Annotated in this window: 11 protein-coding genes; 8 read left to right on the top strand and 3 right to left on the bottom strand. The window is 39.2% G+C overall.

Features of this window, described 5'->3' with window-relative positions:
• Positions 1 to 187 precede the first annotated feature (187 nt).
• Genes M1D52_RS09435 through M1D52_RS09465 form a run of 7 tightly spaced genes read left to right on the top strand, consistent with a single transcriptional unit; the run spans position 188 to position 13,666 of the window.
• Positions 188 to 1,810: a P-loop NTPase fold protein gene (locus tag M1D52_RS09435; protein WP_457941736.1), complete on the top strand. Its 1,623-nt coding sequence runs from the start codon at positions 188 to 190 to the stop codon at positions 1,808 to 1,810.
• Positions 1,811 to 1,818: 8 nt separating this feature from the next.
• A complete protein-coding gene (locus tag M1D52_RS09440) occupies positions 1,819 to 3,060 on the top strand; it encodes an exonuclease SbcCD subunit D C-terminal domain-containing protein (RefSeq protein ID WP_437392353.1) in 1,242 nt (413 codons plus the stop codon).
• Position 3,061: 1 nt separating this feature from the next.
• Positions 3,062 to 6,796, top strand: a complete 3,735-nt coding sequence (locus M1D52_RS09445; protein ID WP_437392354.1) for an AAA family ATPase — start codon at positions 3,062 to 3,064, stop codon at positions 6,794 to 6,796.
• Between the two features lie 10 nt (positions 6,797 to 6,806).
• The gene (locus M1D52_RS09450) at positions 6,807 to 8,009 is read left to right on the top strand and encodes a hypothetical protein (RefSeq protein WP_437392356.1); all 1,203 of its coding nucleotides are present in this window, start codon (positions 6,807 to 6,809) and stop codon (positions 8,007 to 8,009) included.
• 5 nt (positions 8,010 to 8,014) lie between these two features.
• Entirely contained in the window at positions 8,015 to 9,790 is a 1,776-nt protein-coding gene (locus tag M1D52_RS09455) for an ATP-binding protein (protein WP_437392358.1), read from the top strand.
• Between the two features lie 23 nt (positions 9,791 to 9,813).
• A complete protein-coding gene (locus tag M1D52_RS09460) occupies positions 9,814 to 11,811 on the top strand; it encodes an ATP-dependent nuclease (RefSeq protein WP_437392359.1) in 1,998 nt (665 codons plus the stop codon).
• A complete protein-coding gene (locus tag M1D52_RS09465) occupies positions 11,804 to 13,666 on the top strand; it encodes a UvrD-helicase domain-containing protein (RefSeq protein ID WP_437392360.1) in 1,863 nt (620 codons plus the stop codon). The genes M1D52_RS09460 and M1D52_RS09465 overlap by 8 nt, the downstream gene beginning before the upstream one ends.
• A 127-nt stretch (positions 13,667 to 13,793) precedes the next feature.
• Here the strand turns inward: M1D52_RS09465 and M1D52_RS09470 are convergent, their stop codons facing one another.
• From M1D52_RS09470 to M1D52_RS09480, 3 genes are all read right to left on the bottom strand, one after another.
• Complete coding sequence (locus tag M1D52_RS09470) at positions 13,794 to 14,891, bottom strand: hypothetical protein (RefSeq protein ID WP_437392361.1); 1,098 nt, start codon at positions 14,889 to 14,891, stop codon at positions 13,794 to 13,796.
• 111 nt (positions 14,892 to 15,002) lie between these two features.
• A complete protein-coding gene (locus M1D52_RS09475; protein WP_437392362.1) occupies positions 15,003 to 15,665 on the bottom strand; it encodes a hypothetical protein in 663 nt (220 codons plus the stop codon).
• A gap of 40 nt (positions 15,666 to 15,705) precedes the next feature.
• Positions 15,706 to 16,281 (bottom strand): hypothetical protein, encoded by a 576-nt coding sequence (locus M1D52_RS09480; protein WP_437392363.1) that lies wholly within the window; start codon positions 16,279 to 16,281, stop codon positions 15,706 to 15,708.
• A 558-nt stretch (positions 16,282 to 16,839) separates the two neighbouring features.
• Here M1D52_RS09480 and M1D52_RS09485 point away from each other — a divergent pair.
• Positions 16,840 to 20,475 (top strand): SusC/RagA family TonB-linked outer membrane protein, encoded by a 3,636-nt coding sequence (locus M1D52_RS09485; protein WP_437392364.1) that lies wholly within the window; start codon positions 16,840 to 16,842, stop codon positions 20,473 to 20,475.
• Positions 20,476 to 20,485: the final 10 nt, after the last annotated feature.

Consider the following 20,485-nt stretch of genomic DNA (forward strand, 5'->3'; position numbering starts at 1 on the left):
TTGAAGGGTGGATGAATAATTAGGGTATATGAAAAACGCACAACTAATAAAAGCTACGTCTTCGCGCGCCGGAACCAACAACCAATAACGAGTAACTAATAACCAACAACCAAAACAGGAATACGGGAAACCATAAAAATGTGAGAATATTAATATTTAACTATGTAGTGATCAATTAACTTACACATTGAACAAACAAAGCGAAGAACTAACATTAATGAATACCCATCACACAGATATAAAAGTTGAATACTCTAAAATAGAGGATTATTTTCTTGATCATTTGCTTGATGAGAGAAACACTAGAATCCTATTTTCGGCACCTTTTGGTTCTGGAAAGTCTACCTTCATTCGTGATTTTTTTGAAAAGGATTCAAATCGGCATTTTGTTTCTATAAACTTATATCCGGTCAACTATGCGGTTGCGAATAACGAAGACGTATTTGAATTGATCAAATTCGATATATTATCGGAGATAATAGCCAAGTATGGTAACAAAGATTTGCCGATATTTAAGAAGGACGAATTTTCGTTGGCACTTAAAGCACAAGTTTTTGCATTACAAACAAATGCCGGTATGGATTTCCTAAAGTCGATGATCTCTGCTTTTAGTAAGACTGGGAAATCTTTATTTGAGGTTTTAGAGATGTTGAAAGCTCAAGGCAGAGACTTTAAAGAATTTGAAAACGATGTCGAACCCGATGTTAAAAAATCCATTGAAGAATATCTTGAAAGTTTTAATCGGCGACCTGGAGTTCTAGAGATGGATGATGTCTCGCATTTGATTAATCAAGCATTAATCGATATTAAAAAATATCATTTAGTGAAGTTTGATAAAGAGAATAACAACCCAAAAACCGAAAGCGATATTAACACGATACTGATTATTGACGATTTAGACAGACTTGAACCTGATCAAGTATTTCGACTTTTTAATGTTTTTAGTGCACATTACGATGCAATGACAGAACAAAATAAGTTTGGTTTTGACAAAGTTGTTTTTATTTGCGATTATCAGAATATTAAAAGGATGTTCGCAAATAAGTATGGTCAGAATGTCGACTTTAACGGATATCTCAATAAATTCTACAGTACACAACCCTTTGCATTCGACAGCAAAAAATACTTGATTTCAAAGGTGGATGACTTTATCAATGCTAAACCGTGGAATACCTCAGAATCTATTGCCAGTCATTTCGGCAGAGGCACGACTTTTCGAGCTGTTTTAAAATGGACACTTTACTCATTGATTGATTTAGAAGAGTTAACAATAAGGACATTAGATAGATCATCTCCATTCACTCTATCTGCCGAAGAGACCCTACCGTTGACCCCAGACAGCAGAAATCATCAAGCTATAACATTCGATTTTTATGTTTTGATACGTTTCTTACAAACCTTATTTGATTTAGGAACCTTGAATCAAAAGATGCAAGTGCTTTCCCAAAAGCTTGGTGCTGAATATAAAAGAAAGGAGCTAGAATGGGAGTATAGAGTAGATAACGTACAACGTGCAGTTGCCGAATGGTGTCTTGTTTTTTTACTGCCATCTGAAAAAGTTTTTAACGATGATTTGTTAAGGTATGGGACTCAAACTGAGAACGACTTTTTTCAAAATCCAGTACAGGACAATTGCTATTTCGAGTATTATTTAAGATCCACAGACGACGGAGGGCGTCGATGGAACCAACCAAATGTGATAGGTGCGTTCACAGAGCCAAAAGAAGATACAGTAAGAGCTAAAATCGATGTGTTCAAATTGTTGCACTTCACATTACAACAGTGCATTCAAAAGGGTGTAATTAATTAGTTTTATACATGAAAATTCTACACACCGCCGACTGGCACATAGGGCAATTATTTCACGAGTACGATCGCACTTATGAGCATCAGCAGTTTTTGAACTGGCTCTTACAGACGCTGCAGCAGGAAAACATAGACGTGCTGCTGATCAGTGGCGATGTGTTCGATCTGTCCAATCCTTCGGCTGCCTCGATCAGAATGTTCTATGCCTTTCTTAATAAAGCTACAATTAGCAATCCAAATCTTCAGATTGTCATTACTGCCGGTAATCATGATTCTGCCTCACGGCTAGAATCTCCCAAGCCCTTACTTGAATCTTCCAATATCCATATCATTGGCCACGTAGAAAAAAACACCGACGGCCAATTTGATTACGGCAAGCTTACTATTCCCTTAAAAGATCAGAAAGGTCAAATAGAAGCCTGGTGTTTGGCTGTACCATTCTTACGGATGGGCGATTATCCGGCAATACTTAATTGTGATAATCCTTATGTTGAAGGAGTCACGGCCTTCTATAAAGAAGCTTATGCGTACGCAGCGGAACAAAGAGAAGCTGGACAGGCCATCATTGCTATGGGACACCTTCATACACAACAGGCAGAAGTAAGCGATATGGATAAGAGCGAGCGCGCTATCATGGGTGGTGTAGAGAGCATCTCTGCACAGGTATTTCATCCTGATATTCAATATGTGGCACTGGGGCATATTCACAAAGCACAACGAATAGGAGGGCAAGAGCATATTCGTTATTGTGGTAGCCCAATTCCCATGTCTTTTTCGGAAATTAACTATAAACATCAGGTCATCACCTTCGAAGTGAATGCGGGGCAACTACAAGCGGTCAAATCGATTGAAATACCCGTATCTGTTGCGTTGCAGCGCGTACCGTCCGTGCATAGTTCTTTGCCACAGGTCTTGCAAGCTTTACAGCAATTACCGAAAACGGAAGAAGGTCAAATACCTGCACCTTACTTAGAAGTAAGGGTACTATTGGATGGCCCTGAACCCGCACTGAGGCATAAGATTGAGACCGCGCTAAAAGGAAAAAATGTACGCCTTACGAGAATCGATACAAGATATCCCTCTGCAACAGCTACTGATAAGGCCGAAGAGCTTATCACTGCTGATAAACTACACGAATTAAAGCCACTCGATGTCTTTTCAAAGGTATATCAATCGAGATACAGCAACGCTGTCCCAGCGGAGATACTACAATTGTTCAATCAAGTAAGCCAGGAAATAAACGAAGCCGATTAAGATGAAGATATTAGCCATACGCATACAGAACCTCGCTTCACTCGAAGGAACCACCGAAATTGATTTCACGCAAGAGCCGTTGTGTTCAGCAGGAATCTTCGCTATTACCGGTCCTACCGGCGCGGGCAAATCTACTATACTCGATGCCCTTTGTTTGGCGCTCTATGCCAAAACGCCCCGTTACCTACAAGCCAAAGAATCTGGTATAGAAGTTCAGGATGTGCAGGGCAGTGCCATTAATCAGAGCGATGCACGTGGGATCCTGAGAGATGGCACTGCTGAAGGTTTTGCCGAAGTCGATTTTGTGGGCGTTGATGGAGAGCATTACCGTGCCAATTGGAGTGTCAGGCGCGCACGCAATAAGGCCGAAGGCGCTTTGCAAGCTTACAATGTTAGCCTTAAAAATATTAGTAATGACAGCGATATCCCCGGTCGGAAGAATGAACTACTAATCGAGATTGAACGGTTGGTGGGGCTCAATTTCGAGCAATTTACGCGCTCTATTTTACTGGCACAGGGTGATTTTACTGCTTTTCTTAAAGCTGGCAAAGATGAGAAATCGTCTCTCTTAGAAAAGCTCACCGGCACGCATATCTACTCCGAAATTTCCAAGAAAATTTTTGAAAAGCATCGCGATGCGCTCCAGCAGCTGCGTGAACTAAATCTGAAAAGGGAGGGTGTGGGCACACTCACTACAGAAGAACTTGCCGATTTAGAAGCAAAAGCAGCTGAATACCAGCTAACAATTAAAGCAAAAGAAACAGAACTGGAAGCCATAGGTAAAGAAATCGATTGGTATAAGCAGTTAAGCCAGTTACAGGAAAACTTTAAATTAGCTAACGAGCAGTATACTTTATCATATGAAGCGAAAGAGGCAGCTTCTACTCGTATAAAGAAACTCCAACAGGCTGAGCAAGTACAGCCCGCTCGTACCTGGATAGATTCTTTAGTAAATGTGCACGGTCAGCTCGATACACGGAAAAACAATCTAGCACAAATCAATATTAATTTATCCATTGTTCAACAGCAACAAGAACGTCAAAAGGATTTATTAAAAGAGGCTGATGCCCATTTAGAAAATCAAAGAAATAGCCGCGATCGAGCGCAGCCGATATTGGACGAGGCTAAAGCTTTGGATATACAGATCAGCGAGCGCACAAGACAGCTAAAAGCGGCCGAAGAAGATGTTCTACAGGCCAAGGAAAAACAGCAGGAAGAAGCGGTCGCACTAGAACAGCAAAAGCAAGAGGCTAATAAATTAAAAGATGCTATTGGCCAATTGGAACAATGGAAAATACAGCATAGCGCAAAACAGGGAATTGCCGATAATTACCAACTGATTGTTTCCAAGCTCGCGGATGCTACGCAGTGGCTGGAAGCAGAGCGAGTCGCTTCCAATCAGTTAGCCATTTATAGACAGAAAATTCAACAAGCAGAGCAGGAACAGGCAAAGCTTTTTAAAAGGCAGGGAGAACTAGAGAACAACCACGAGCAACAACAACAGGCCTATCAGGCCATGCAATCTGAACTAGCTGCGATTTCGCTAAGCGAATTGGAGCAAAACAAAGTGGTAGCGGATGCACAGACTCAAACCTTAGTGGAGGCCAAGGCGCATTGGCAGCTACTGATTCAAGCCGAAAATGATTTTAAAACTATCCAAATTGCTTTGCAGCAACAGGAAAAAGAACTGACAGATACAAACACGGAGCTTGTGGCAACGGCCAAGGACGTCCTAACCGGTAAAATTCAATGCGAAACTTCCCTGAAGATGCTCAACAAGGCACGTTTGGCGGCATCCGAAAATGTGGAGGTTTTGCGTAGCCAACTCGTGGTCGGAGAGGCTTGTCCAGTTTGCGGTAGCACAGAACACCCTTACGCAGATCAACAGCCTAAACTGCAACACGTACTGAACGAATTGGAAGAGGATCACCAACAAATCGTGCAATCCTACGAGGCCGTAAGAAACAAGGAGGCCCGCTTAGCGGAAGCTCTTGATCGACTGAAAAAAGCTGTTGAATTTCAAAAAGCAGCGTATAAAGGTAAAGAAGAGCAACTGGAGACCTTACGCCATATTTGGCAGTCCTTTTCTATTTATGAGACGAGTAAGGCAGTAGCAGATGAGCAGAAGGCAGATTGGCTGCAAGAAGAGCTAACCAAGCATAGAGAAAAGCAATCGCAGTTACAGGGAAGTATCGGTAATTATTACCAGCAGAAAGCAGTGCTAGCTCAACAAAAGGAAACGCTTGAGCAATTAGAGAAGGATATCAATTTATTAGCTAACCAAGAGAAAGATGTAGAGCGGAAGCTACAGAGCTTGGCCGAACGGTTGGACCAGCAACGAAACGAAGCCGAAAAATCAAAAGTTCTTTTGGAAGGAGTAGAGCAGAGGCTCTCCAATTATTTTCAAAATGAAGCATGGTTTGCTAATTGGAAGCACAATCCAGACGATTTCTTAGAGCACATAAATAAATTTGCAGCGCAATGGAAATCAAAAACAAAAGAACTGGAAGAAAGTACTAACGCCTATCATCTATTATCGGCAACTATCAAAGGAAAAGAAGATATAGTCCAGCGCCTTGTTGGTGAGTTAAGGAAGAAAAGTCAACTCTTTCAAGATCAGCGAGCCCTGTTAGACCAACTGAATCAGCAACGTAACGGTTTTTTTGAAGGCAAAGCAATCACTCTAGTAGAAGCCGAATTAAAACAAGCCGTTGATCTTGCCCAACGACAATTAGATCAACATAGAGCCGAAGCCGAAAAGTTACAGCAACAGTTCACTAAACTGCATACGCAACAGGAACAGAGTCGTAAAGATATAACGGCACTCGAGCAGCAAAGCGATACGTTAAGCAAACAGATCGAAGATTGGCTGGTGGATTACAACAATCGGAATAACACGAATCTTAGTCAAGAGGATTTACACGGACTGTTGGCACTCGGAACAGATTGGCTTGAGTATGAGCGGAAAGCTATCAGGCAACTAGAAGATGCGGTGATGCAGGCTCGATCGGTGTTGGCCGAGCGAGAAATAACCTTGGAAAAACACCAGCAGCAAAAGTTGTCCGATAGGGATTTAGAGACTCTAACGGGACTGTTCAATACTATTCGGAATAATCTTCAGGAAAACCAACGAGCCATGAATGAAATCAGCTTCCGATTAAAGCAAGACGAAGCTAATAAAAAACAGATAGGTGAATTAATTCAGGTGATTGAAAGAAAAGCTGCCGTGGTAGAAAACTGGGCCAAACTGAATGAGATTATCGGTTCGGCCGATGGGAAAAAATTCCGGCAGATCGCTCAGGAGTATACCCTAGATGTACTGCTCAGTTATGCAAATATCCATTTGGAGATGCTAAGCAAACGTTATCTGTTACAGCGCATCCCAAATACATTAGGCTTGCAAGTGCTTGATCAGGATATGGGTGATGAGGTTCGCACCGTGTATTCCCTTTCGGGTGGAGAGTCCTTCCTAGTATCGCTAGCGCTGGCTTTGGGACTGGCTTCCCTTTCATCTAGTCGGATGAAGGTAGAATCGCTGTTCATTGACGAAGGCTTCGGGTCATTAGACCCGAACACACTGAATATTGCCATGGATGCACTTGAACGATTGCATAACCAAGGGCGTAAGGTGGGAGTGATCTCGCACGTACAGGAAATGACGGAACGGATACCGGTACAGATCAAGGTGAGTAAAAAGAGTAGTGGGAAGAGTGGGGTGGAAGTGGTGGGAGTATAAAACAAAAATTATGAGCAGAACTGCAGATTATACAATACAAGGGTTCATATACCAATTTATAATAACGTTCCACAAATTGTTGTTATTATCAGACAATTCAGAAATTACCGTTGAGGGAATAGTAGAAGACATAGACATTACTACCCCTACGGGACAAGAAGCAATACAATGTAAATATTATGAGAGTAAGCAAAAGTTTACACTCTCTTCTATATATAAACCCGTATTACAAATGCTCTGCCACTACAAAAAAAACTCAACTGCAAATATAAAATATAGACTTCATGCTCACTTTCCAAATGAGACGGTTGGTTCGGAAAAAGAATTGACCAAGGATGAGCTAGCGAATATTTTAGAAACAAAAGCTGCGGATTTAAAATCGTACGTAACAGAATTATCAGGTTTTACGCAGACGGACGAATTTCTCAAGCGATTTAAAATTGAATTTGGGGCATCACTCGCTGACACTGAGAAAGCAGTTATAGTATGTCTTTCTAACGAGGGTTTCAGCACAGAAGATGCCACAGAAATATTCTATCCTAATGCCATACATGCTATAGCGGAATTAAGCATTCAGCATGATGAAAAGAAAAGGAAGCTTAAGAAAGTATCATTTTTAGAGCAATTAAAAAAGAAAAAGAAAACTGCAATAAGCAGATGGACTAAGGAATTACAGAATTATGAAAAGTTTTTGAAGCAACGCAGGAAACAATTGGGAGAAACCTTAAATAATAATGGGAGACGGAGGGCAATCGTACTAGATGCTAATTATATACATGACTTTGAAAACAAAATTCCATTGTTGATCCAAGACTATATCACAAAATATAACAATAAAATCAGGTTGCATCAGTGCCCTGTTTTTAGCCTGATTTCTGAAGAGGAAACATTAAATAAAGTATGGAAAGCTCTTAACGGAAAAAAAATAGATGTGGAAAGAGGACTTGTTGCTGGCGCATTCGATATATCTCGTTTTTTAAGAGAACCTATAAAATCGTATAAAGACGGTGGTAGTATTGAATTCAAATTAAAATTGTGTAATCATGATAATGAATTTGAATCTATCGTAGAACGTGCAAATTTTGACGATTTATTTTTTATCTCAGATAGAGACTTTCCTCTTGAAACAAAAATAAGCTGCAATGTAGAAAAGCTGAAAACACCAGAAATCAATGAAATTAAATATCTGCTATCATTAACTAAAACAATATAACAAGCATGCAAGAAATAGGAAAAGTACTGGAAAGCTCACCCAATTCCATTTTAGTTGAGATAAGAGACGAAAAAGTATTTGAGACAAACAAGAAAGATTTTCAAATTGGAAAGTATTTGGAAATTTCCGAAGGGAATCTAAATAAGGTCGTTGCTGTAATTCAAAACATAAAATCCAATTCTTCTGACAGTGGGTCAGAATTGAAATTTCTGATTCAGACCCAACCCATCGGTTATATCGAAAACGAAGAGTTCCACCGTGGCAGCGCCCTTATTCCGAGCCCGACTGAACCTGTTCATATAGTAGATGACGCCACCATCAAGCTAATCTACGATTCTAATAAGGAATTTAATTTCCCTTTTGGAAAGCTTGTGCAGAATAAAAGCATTGATCTTAAAATTGATGCAAATAAATTTTTCGGAAAGCATATTGCTCTTGTAGGATCTACTGGCTCCGGCAAATCGTGTACAGTAGCAAAGATACTTCAGGACGCAGTAGGAATAGATAAAAAGAAGAATCAAAATGTTGCTCAACAAAAAAATGCACACATCATAATATTTGACATTCATTCCGAATATAAGTCTGCTTTTAGCTTACACCTTGACGAGAAATTCAATCTGAATACATTGGATGCTGAAACCCTAAAATTGCCTTATTGGCTAATGAATTCTGAGGAATTGGAGTCTCTGTTTATTGAAGGAAATGAGAATAATCATCATAATCAGGTCTCGCAGTTCAAAAGAGCGGTTATTTTGAATAAAGAAAGACACAACCCCTCTTTAAAGGATAGAGTCAATTATGACACACCGGTCTATTTTGATATTAATGAGGTCTACAATTACATCTGGAATCTTAATCACGAAGTAATAGGGAAATTAGCATCCGAAAACTGTCCAAAATTGAGTGACGGCACCTTAATAACAGACGTTGAAAAAAAACAATACTTTGATGGAAAGGTAGATTTCATAAATCAATCTACAGCAACAGCGACCAAAGCCTCTAACGGAGCATTTCATGGTGAGTTTAATAGATTCCTGTCGAGATTAGAAACAAAACTTTCCGATAAGCGGTTACACTTTATTCTTAATGCACAAAAGGTTAACAATACTCCTTTTCAAACTGCAGATTTTGGCGATGTCCTTAAACAATTTCTTGGATACTTAGATAAGTCAAACATAACAATCATCGACCTAAGTGGGATACCATTTGAAGTACTCAGTATTACAGTAAGTTTAATATCTAGATTGGTATTTGACTTTGCTTTTCATTATTCCAAAATTAAACATACTAAAGACGAGCAAAACGATATCCCTTTTATGATAGTCTGCGAAGAGGCTCACAATTATATTCCAAAGACGGGAGGAGCAGAATATAAGGCGTCAAAAAAGTCAATTGAAAGAATAGCTAAAGAAGGTCGAAAATATGGATTAAGTCTAATGGTTGTCAGCCAACGACCGTCCGAAGTATCCGAAACAATATTTTCACAATGCAACAATTTTATATCCCTTAGACTTACTAATGTTAACGACCAGAGTTATGTAAAAGCTTTAATGCCGGAAAATTCCAATGCCATTGCTGATATTTTGCCTAACTTGGGGTCTGGAGAATGCCTCATTGTAGGAGATGCTACCTTAATGCCCTCTATCGTAAAATTAGATTTACCAGATCCACAGCCTAAATCGCAATCGGTTAAATTTAAAGATGAATGGTATAAAGACTGGAAAGATGTAAACTTTGAAGAAATTATCAAAAGGTGGAAAAAAGAGGATTATTCTTCATGATACCGATCTTAAACACATAAATAATGTCACTGCATAAAAACCCATACATATCAAGAGTTCAAATAAAAAACTTCCGAAATTTTTTGGATGTTGATGTAGCATTAGATCACAAGCAAGTGATCATAGGCGAAAATAATGTTGGAAAAACCAACTTTTTAAGAGCTATCCAACTCATTTTGGACAAAGACTATTCTGATTCAGATAGACAATTAACTCCTGAAGATTTTCACGATAGTATTGATAAACCAATGGAAAATGGGGAAGAGATTGAGATTAATTTGGAGATCAAGGGTTACGAGCATAACAGTAAACTTAAAGCACAATTTGTTGATGCTGTGATATCAGATACCCCTCCAACATTGCGGTTTACTTACAAGTTTGTAGCTAATAGAGATGAGTTCGGAAAAATAATCAACTATAAATACTTTATTTTTAAAGGTAACAATGAAGATCACAAATTCACGAATGAGGATCGAAGCTACATTAACATTTATGTTATAAGAGCATTGAGAGATGTTGAAAGAGAACTGAAATCAAATAGGAATTCCCCTTTATATAAGCTCGTTAAACAATATGAAATATCTACAGACCATTTAGAAGAAATATCAGATGCCCTTAAAGAAGCAGCGGAAGGAATTCTGGAATTAGATGAAATTGTACATATAAAAGATACTCTTTCCAATCGCTTTGCCTCCTTATCCGGGCTTCAAGCCGACCATCAAATAACATTAAGAACGTTTGACATTGATACAGAAAGGCTACTCTACACCTTGCAGGTATATATGGGATTAAAGGAAAGACCTGTTTCTGAACTAAGTTTAGGATTAGCCAATATTCTTTACATCTCTTTGATGCTTATTTTATTGAAGGATAAAACGATATTACCTATAATAAAATCTGAACAGTTTGAATCATTATTGGCTGAGGATGAAAAAGGAATACTATCCAAATTGTATGAGGTAAGCGAGAAAGGAAATTATATTTTAAGAAAAGAAATCGAAGACGATGACATTGAGTCTTTGTACAATTTTATGGATGAACATAATTACAGGCACCAGGCATTTACAATTTTAGCAGTTGAAGAGCCAGAAGCACATTTACATCCAACATTACAACGATTGATATACCGAGAGGTTCTTCACAGTAGCAATACTTCAGTGATATTCACTTCACATTCTACCTATATCACATCCGTAACACCACTGAATTATATCGTACATATTCGAAGGGTAGATGATAGTAGTAAAGTTTTTTCAACAGTCTCTTTATCTCTTCCCGTTAAAGAGAAAAAGGATATTGAGCGATATATTGATGCTAAGCGTGGTGAAATTTATTTTGGTAAAGGAATTATACTGGCTGAAGGCGTTACAGAAGAATATTTTATTCCTGCCGCCGCAGATTTAATAGAAAAGCCCTTAGATAATTATGGAATTGTAGTCTGTAATATTGATTCAACGAATTTTAAGCCGTATATGCAATTACTTAATACCCTTAACATTCCTTGGGTATTATTTACTGATGGAGATTATTATGAAATCGAAGAATATGTCGATGAGGAAGGAAACCCTAAGACCAAGCGTATTTATCATATAATTGATGAAGATACAGGTCGAGATTACAACTATAAAGGAGAGGAGAATATTTTTAATATTCTTTTAGAACTTGGAATAATTGAACCGGATACTAAAGTTGAAGACGTAGATTTTAAAGGAAATGGATGTTATATAGGTAAATATACACTCGAAGTCGATATGATGGATAATGCAGACGAAGATGGTATAGATGTACTTAAGTCAGTTTATGATAAATTGAAACCCGGTGGTAACAAAATGCAGAAAAATTTTGAAAAGCGACTGGGTGAAGAAGACTATTGGGGTGCTTTACAAAAAATAGAAGACAATATCAGTAAAGGGCGTTTTGCACAGCGGTTAGCTGATGAATTGATTCCGGAATTGGTTCCAGGTTATATCAATGACGGCATCGAAGCGATAGTCCAAAAAGTCAAAGATTCCTATGAATAGTTTGTTTTTTCAAGATTTAGAACTGATAAAAAAGGACGATAAGCAGTATGAAGCTTATCAGTCGATGGAGAATTCCGTAATTATTGCTGGTCCCGGTAGTGGTAAAACACGTGTATTAACTTTAAAAGCGGTAACGCTTGCCAAAAGCCATATTCATAAACCTTGTGGATTGGCTTGTATCAGTTTTAGCAGAGAGTCTGTGAGAGAACTAAAAAAGAGATTAAAAAGTTATGGTTATATTCCAAGTAGCAAGGATTTCATAGGAACAGTTCATAGTTTCAGTTTATTGCATGTAATCCAACCTTTTGCACATTTATATCCCCAATACAATGTAATATATCCTATTAAAATACTTCCTGATGATATAAAATTGAGTCTCTATAATTCTGTGCTTCAGGAATTGAATATCGAGAATGATCGAGATTTGTCTTTGGTCGATATAAATAAACACAGATCACTTTCATTGAAAGGACGCAGTGAGATTAATATGGAGTCGTCCGATTTAATCGCAAAAGCGGCTGAAATCTATGAAACAAAAATCAGAGAAACTGAATTCATTGATTTTACCAATATTATCAATCTTTCTGCTCAAATAATAAACGAACAAGAATATGTCCGAGAAACATTAAGAAGCCAGTTCCCTTGGTTATTAGTAGATGAATATCAAGATTTAGGAAAAGCCTTGCATGAAATGGTTCTTGAGCTTGTATTTTATGCAGGTATAAAACTTTATGCGGTTGGTGATACGAATCAGTCTATTTACGGATTTAATGGAGGATATCCAGATTTTTTACTGGAACTTACCAGAAATGACAACATAAAAACTATTGAGCTTGTTTCTAATTATAGAAGTTCTCAACATATTATTGATGCCTCAATCGAGGCACTAAACCCCGTTCCTCCCTATCCTAAATACGTTGCAGGTAAGAGAAAAGATGATATTGCAGACTTCACTTTTATTACGTGTGAAGAAGAGATGGAGGCGCAATACGAAGTAGTGGCAAAAAAAGTAATACCCAATTTATTAGTTAAGGGTACTCCTTTAAACGAAATTGGGATTATTGCAAGTTCTAATACGCAGATTCATAGCATGGCTAATTACATGCAGCAACATAAGATTCCTTTTTTCATTGTAAACTGGAGTTTTGAGAATAGTGCTGTTGTTGTATGGTTGCAAGACTGTGCATCATGGTGTAGCAATAAAAATACACAATCTTTTGAAGAATTGTTTAAGTTCTGGAAAAATCTAGTAAATAACCATCATGATTTTCGTGAAAATTGGGAGAATATCCGATTGAAATCACTCTTTTATAGAGTATTGTCAGGAAGCATATCCAAAACTAACGTCTATGAATGGCTAACTTATATTATCAATAACTTAGATCTGAAAGATACACTAATTGATTCAGAGATTTATCCTAATGAGGTAGGAAATTTAGAGGCGTTGCTAAATGAAGCCAAACTCCGTAATTTAAAAGATGTAAATATAATACGATTTGCAAATTTGGGGTTCCCAGAAGATCAGGTCACTATTACTACAAGACATAGTTCAAAAGGCTTAGAGTTTGAAGTTGTTATCCTCTTAGGAATGGAGGAAGAACATTTTCCAAGTTTCTATCATTTAGGAAATGAGACTGCTTTGGCTGAGGATCAGCGCCTATGTTATGTATGTGTTAGTCGCGCAAAGACGACTTGTATACTTCTAAGATCCCGAATTTTTACTATCCAAACAAGAAGAGGTCCTTGGAGAAAAGAATATGCAGCATCCCGTTACTGGATCAGTTTGTATAAGCGATTTGGCAACGAACAAAATACTTTTACCAAGGATGCTTATCCATTAATACAAGAGAATTAATTTTATGCAACATAGAGATCTATAGACCAATGCTTGATGCCTCTCTCTAATTAAATTTATCCTATAAAATCTGCAATTCCATCATGTATAAAACGTTACATATATGACGCGATTCAATTCTATTTCTTCACAAATTAAATCCCTCTAATTCCATGTGATTCAGTAAATGTTCCATAATTCCAAACGTAGTCCGATGATAAGCTTGGGGTCGACCATTTATTTCTATTTCTTCTATCTCACAATTTACATCAGCCGTTATAGTTTCTTGATCTGGCCATCTGTCGTTTGGGGAAAGTATGTCGCGTGTTTCAGGTGATAACACTTGAGTTGAATGAAATCGTTCTAATAATTGAGGGCAATAACCTTCACGAAGCAAATTTGACCGAGTGGGTATTACAATATTATAAAAAACGCCCTTATGTTGACTTCTAACAAGATTGATCTTGGTGGAACTATATTTTATACCATCTATATTGCTTTTATTTACCCATTGAAGTAATAACTGAGGTATTATATACTCTGGTTTAAAAGGATCATCTGGACAAAACACCTTAACTGAACAAGCAGCTATTAATGGCCATAAGGTGGTATAATAAATACCAACCATAGGATTAAAATGTGGTAGATACTTTCCACTAAATATATCAGTAGTAAGATCTAGCAGTTGGAGCGTTCTTGTATTACATATCTTAACAGAGTACAAGTCGTTTAAACTTGGGCGTCCAAGCTCTTCCCAAACTACGTATATGGAATTTGCGAGATATAGTGAGGGCAACCCGGGAATACTAAATCTTTGAGATTGCACTCGCGTACGCAAATGAAAGGGAATATGAAATAAATCTAAATTATTTAGCTCACTAGAGCCCGATAAGGATCTAGCTCTGAAGAAACTTGTTCCTTCATTGATAAAGTTTTCTTTATTCAATAACTCGTTGACACCAGCCTTTTTCATGAACGAAGAAAGGAGCGCGTATGCTTTACTAGGGTTTCCTTCGTAGTAAGCTTTCAGGGTATCAATAATACCTTTTCTAATAATATTGACGCGATTAGTAAAAGTTAGATTGTTAAAATTTCCAAACCGCTTTGCTATTTTATTCAATTTGTGGGAATGACCTATCAATTCAGCAAAAGCTTCGAATTTGCTTTCTAGTTCCCATATAAATCCCCCCTGATGGCTTAGTGGAAGATTGGTGATTTCGTGATCAATTAATTCCTGAAAGTTCAAAATTTCTTTTTTGTAAATAGTAAACAAACGACATCAATTCGACTTGCGGATTGTCGTGCAGATAATAATATAGATTGTACCATCGAAAGCTATTAATAGTAATTTTTAAAGTCATTTAACACCCTTTTCATAAACAAACCTCCCATTCCGATCTTTCTCTTTTGTGAGCTTAGGGAGACCTTTTGTACCATTACAGCTCTTCAGTGCATTTGCTAGAAATAGAGGTCGAACTTTTCCGTTCAATTCCGCCGAGCAATCTTTAAAGATTTGCAAGGCATTCTTGGCGACATCGAAATATCCAGCCTCAATCCTACCAAGTACCCAATTCACAACTGCTTCCTCACTAGCGAAAATCTCGGATTCTTCATATTTTAACAATATTTTTTTTTCTTCTGTTCCGAATTCCGTGATCAGTTCCCAGTCGTTACCTTCGATCTGTTTTTCTGCACGATAAAAGGTATTACCAGTTTTGTTCGTGGCTCCTAATATCCGGATGGAATAACTGGGGCGACTGTTAATATTTGGTACTATAGCTTGAATCTCGCAGTCAAAAATCTGTCGGAATATATTAGCGAAAGGAACGGCATAAACTAATGTGTGGTTGGGATTTTCTATATCCCGAACATAAAAATCACGTTGCCCCATCAAGAAAGATAACTCAAATTGACTGTATCCCTTTCTTTTTCGAAGGAGCAGCACATTGAGCATTTTTTCCACTTCAATCTGTGGCATGGCTTTGAGATCTAATTGTTCTAATAGTAGATTGGCACTCATTGGCGGCGGTCCCGGTTATTCCTTTATGACCCCAAATATACTAATCCTTTTTCTGCTTCTTGGCTAGTATATAGGTGTTCAGTCCGTCTTTTAAGATGATGTCAAGTTTTTTGTTTTTCCCTTTGGTAGCTCTGTCTAATTGTTTGGTAAAGTCATTTGATACCCAATTTTGATTTTGTATGCTATTGCACTTTTTTACAATTTCGTTCAATGTGCGTACTTTCTTAAAAAAATTGTCCGATTCAATTAGTGCATTTAGTGTTGCAGAGGGGCCAGAACCTGGAGGAATAGGATCTACCTTTTTAATAACCTTTTCGTCACTAAGTATTTCGGAGGGATAGAAGTCATAAATAGTGTACTCCTTTTTTCCTGAAAATTCAAGCTCGTTATCCGGATAATTTTTTATTTTTTCACTTATACATTTGGCGATCTCTGTTAGAACAGTATCATCATAGCTTCCTTCAACTTGTTCATTTTCCATAGTTCCAATGTAACTTAAACTTTTACCAATACCCAATGAAAGGTCTTGAGCCGAAATTCCGTAATGGAGTCTGATGCGTCTAACAGCCAATAAATTGTAAAGTTGAATTGGAGATATAAGTATAACTGTTGCCATAAGGCAAACTGGCAAAACACATTTGAAATGACATTTATAAGAAATAATTTGACTTTTTGTCGCGAGATACGTATCTTTGATTTGTATAGAAAGCCGGTGGTGTTTTCTATAGAACTTAGGTGTTTAAACTAAGAGTCTTGCCGTCACATTTTCTCACGCCACGACGCAAGGCAGCAGATTAAACATCCATGTCTATACTATTATGCTATATTTGCGTAACAGATAGATGTGGGGCTGCTGTAATTCCGTGTCGTGTAAGGCGTGAGAAACTTTATTGTGACGACGGTTTGCAGACCCACATGTATCAAGTAGGTCGCTCTCCACAAGACTCGTTAAATAAAAACGAGTTATGAAAACCAAACCTAAACGTCAAGGAAAATTAAACTACCATTTTCAAAGAATTGGAGATGTATCTATTTCCAAGCCTAGATTAACCCTTTTCGACATCCTCTATGCACGCAAACCCAAAAGTCCTATTTAATTCAGTTGAAAAAACTATTTCAGGAATTATAAGCCCTGTTTTAATCTAATTATTTCTTCTCAACCAAATCTAAAAAAGTGAACGATAAAAGCGTAATGGGAGTGGTTTGCCCAGTGGGCAGACCGTTGGCTATCAGTTGTCAGCCATCGGCTAAAGATACCTCCCAAAAGAAAAAAGTATTTAAAGATCAAAAAGAGGTCCTAAGTACGCAGGTCTCCAATATAGATAATAAATCGACACAATTTGTCGGGGCCCTCGCGTGTCCCTCTCTTGAAGATGGCTTCGGTGGTTCGATTAATATCAGTCGGAACTCAATGGGCACTCGCGGCGAGCTCCATGGAGAAATCCCCCATCGAGTGCACCTTCAGTTTCGCTCAAGTTGGCAAGTAGGGGAGAGGACAGGGACAAGAGAGGTAGGCCGTGCAAAGGTTATCCAGCGCGCCCTTAAACCCTACACCATATACCTTACAGCCTTAAACGTCTTGTTCTGTGTTTGTTTGGCACACGCCCGGCAGTCCTCCTCCCCGGAGGCTGCCCACGGCGTGGCTTTCCAGTCGCGCTATCCCATTACAGGTATGGTGCTGAATGCCGCTGATGATACACCTTTGGATGGTGCAACGGTCAGCATCAAAGGCAAACAGAATACGGTATTGACCAATGCGGAAGGCAAATTCCGTATCCTGGCAACTGATAGCACAGGTGTTCTGGTAATCAGTTATGTAGGCTACCAAACAGCGGAGATACCATTTACTAAAAGCAACAACAATCCGTTAACCATCCGTCTCGAAAGCAACGGTACCCAACTGGAAGAAGTCCAGGTAAGCACCGGGTATCAGACCTTGCCGAAAGAACGGGCGACGGGGAGTTTTGCCCAACCATTGGAGCAGGTATTCAATGCCCGTGTATCCACCGATGTCCTGAGTAAACTGAACGGTATTACAAGTGGCTTAAGCTTCAATGCCAATACGGGTAACACCGTTAACGGCGATCTGGATATCAGCATCCGAGGGCGTAGCACGATCAATGCCAACGATCAGCCACTTTTAGTGGTAGATAATTTTCCGTACAGTGGCCGTATCACAGATATCAACCCAAATGATGTGGTTTCGGTAACCGTGTTAAAGGATGCAGCTGCGGCTTCCATTTGGGGAGTGCGGGCTGGTAATGGTGTTATTGTGATCACCACGAAAAGCGGTCGGGCAAATCAAAAAACGACTGTTTCCTTTAACTCGAACGTAACGATCACAGATCGACCGGATCTCCATTATAATCCCAACTTTCTTGCCTCAGCTGATTATATTGATATCGAACATTTCCTTTTTACGAAAGGAAGATATACGGCTGATCTGAATAACCGTACAACTTTTCCTGTGGTATCACCTGCAGTTGAAATTATGGCCAATACATACGCTCTGTCAACCGCTGATTCTCTGGCAGCTATTAATCGTCTTAAATCGATCGACGCTAGGGATCTGAACCGAGATGTGTTTTTTAGAAATGCAGTTAACCGGCAATATGCATTGAGTTTCAGTGGTGGAGGGGATAAATCAAGCTTTTATGTTTCTTCAGGATACGATCAGAATATGCAAAGTTTGAAGTTTAATGATTTTAGACGTATCACATTTACGGCACGTAACACTTTTAAACCGATTGCCAAACTCGAGCTCACAACAGGTGCGTATTACATAAACAGCATAGAAAATACAGACGATACGTATCACTCAATAATAAACAGATCATCTACCAATTATCCTTACCTCCGTTATGCTGATGACAGCGGCAACTCATTGGCGATCAATCGGTATTTCAGGGAACAGTTTATAAGCGGGGCCCCGGATCAGGGCTTTTTAGATTGGGGTTTTAGACCTCTACAGGAACTGGGACTTACCAAAAATACGGCGAAGAATACGGATTATCGCCTGCTCACCTCGTTACGATATCAGCTTTTATCCGGGCTTTTCGTAGATCTTAAATACCAATATCAAAAAACAGATATTAATGGGCGTGTCTTGCATCCGGCTGAAAGTCATGCTGCCAGAAACCTGGTGAACCAATACGCGATATTATTGGGACAACAGGTTGTGGGCTATAATGTGCCGGAAGGCGCATATCTCGAAAACAGCAACGCAACCGGGACGGCGCATAATTTTCGAGCTCAACTCAATTTTTCAAGAAATTGGGACTTACATGAGGTGAACGCACTGGGAGGTTATGAAATAAGTCAAACAACAAGAGAGAACCGAAGTGCAACGTACTACGGCTATAACGATGAGGTAGGAACTTTTGCGGCAGTGGATAATCTAACTGTTTTCAGATTGAACCCTGGTGGTACTGCAACCATACCGAGCGGTCTATCTATCGGAGGTTCCCTTGACCGTTTCAGATCATTTTTTGTTACCGGATCTTACGGTTATGATGGCCGATACGTAGTCACATTCAGCGGTCGGGTGGACGGCTCTAACTATTTCGGTGTAGAGGCAAATCAGAAGTCGGTTCCGCTGTGGTCGACAGGTGTGCGGTGGAATTTAGAGAGGGAAGGTTTTTATCGTTCTGCCCTGATGCCTGTTTTACATCTAACGGCTACTTATGGATACAACGGAAACCTGGACAGGGCTACCACAGGTATTACAACATTCCGATATTTCAGCAGAGCGCAACTCACCAATATGCGCTATGCAGATCTGACAAATATAGGTAACCCGGATCTGCGCTGGGAAAGAAGCAGGCAGATAAAACTGGGTCTGGAATTTTCTTCAAAAGGAAATGTCATTTCGGGTAGCTTCGAGTACTACTTAAAAAAGGGAATAGACCTGATAGGTAATACGCTTGTAGCTCCCAGCACGGGTTTAACTACTTTTCGTGGCAATTTCGCCGCCATGAAGGGTGCGGGGTTTGACCTTGTGCTGAACTCGCAGAATCTCCGCGGTAACTTTGCATGGAAAAGCACGCTCCTCTTGAACAGGGCTACGGATAAGGTAACGGCTTATAATGCATCGATCACAGCAGGCCAATTTTTGGCAGCGGACGGTCTGAACGGGAAAACGATTGTGCCTGTGCTCGGTAAACCTGTTTATAGTGTGTTCAGTCTTCCCTTTGCAGGACTTGATCCGCAAAATGGTGATCCGATGGGGTACGTGAACGGAGAGCCCGGTAAAGACTACGCTGCCATTAATCTTACTGAAGCGAATCAGTTGGTCTATCACGGATCGGCAAGGCCGACGCTTTTCGGCGGTTTGGCAAATACGTTCAGCTATCGCGACTTTTCTCTTTTTGTGAATGTTGGTTTCAAACTTGGTTATTACTTTAGAAATAATTCCATCGATTATTATCAGCTGTTCGGCAATAATTTCCGAGTGCATAAGGACTATCTGAAGAGATGGCGGGAACCGGGTGACGAAGCCTTTACAGATGTGCCTTCGATGACATACCCGGCCAATTTGGCAAGGGATCGTTTTTACGGTAACTCTTCCACCCTTATAGAGAAAGGCGATCATATCCGTCTGCAGGATATAAGTCTAAGCTACACCTTTAGGAAAGAGCGCTGGAAAGGACTTCCCTTACAGGACTTGCAGTTATACATTTATTTAAACAACCTGGGCATATTGTGGAAAGCTAATAAGGCAGATCTGGACCCGGATTTTATTCCCGGCACCAATAGCGCCATGTATCCCAACCCAAGGACGTATGCTTTGGGAATTAAACTTATGATTTAAACCATTGTAA

This window comes from Olivibacter sp. SA151, from assembly GCF_054130995.1.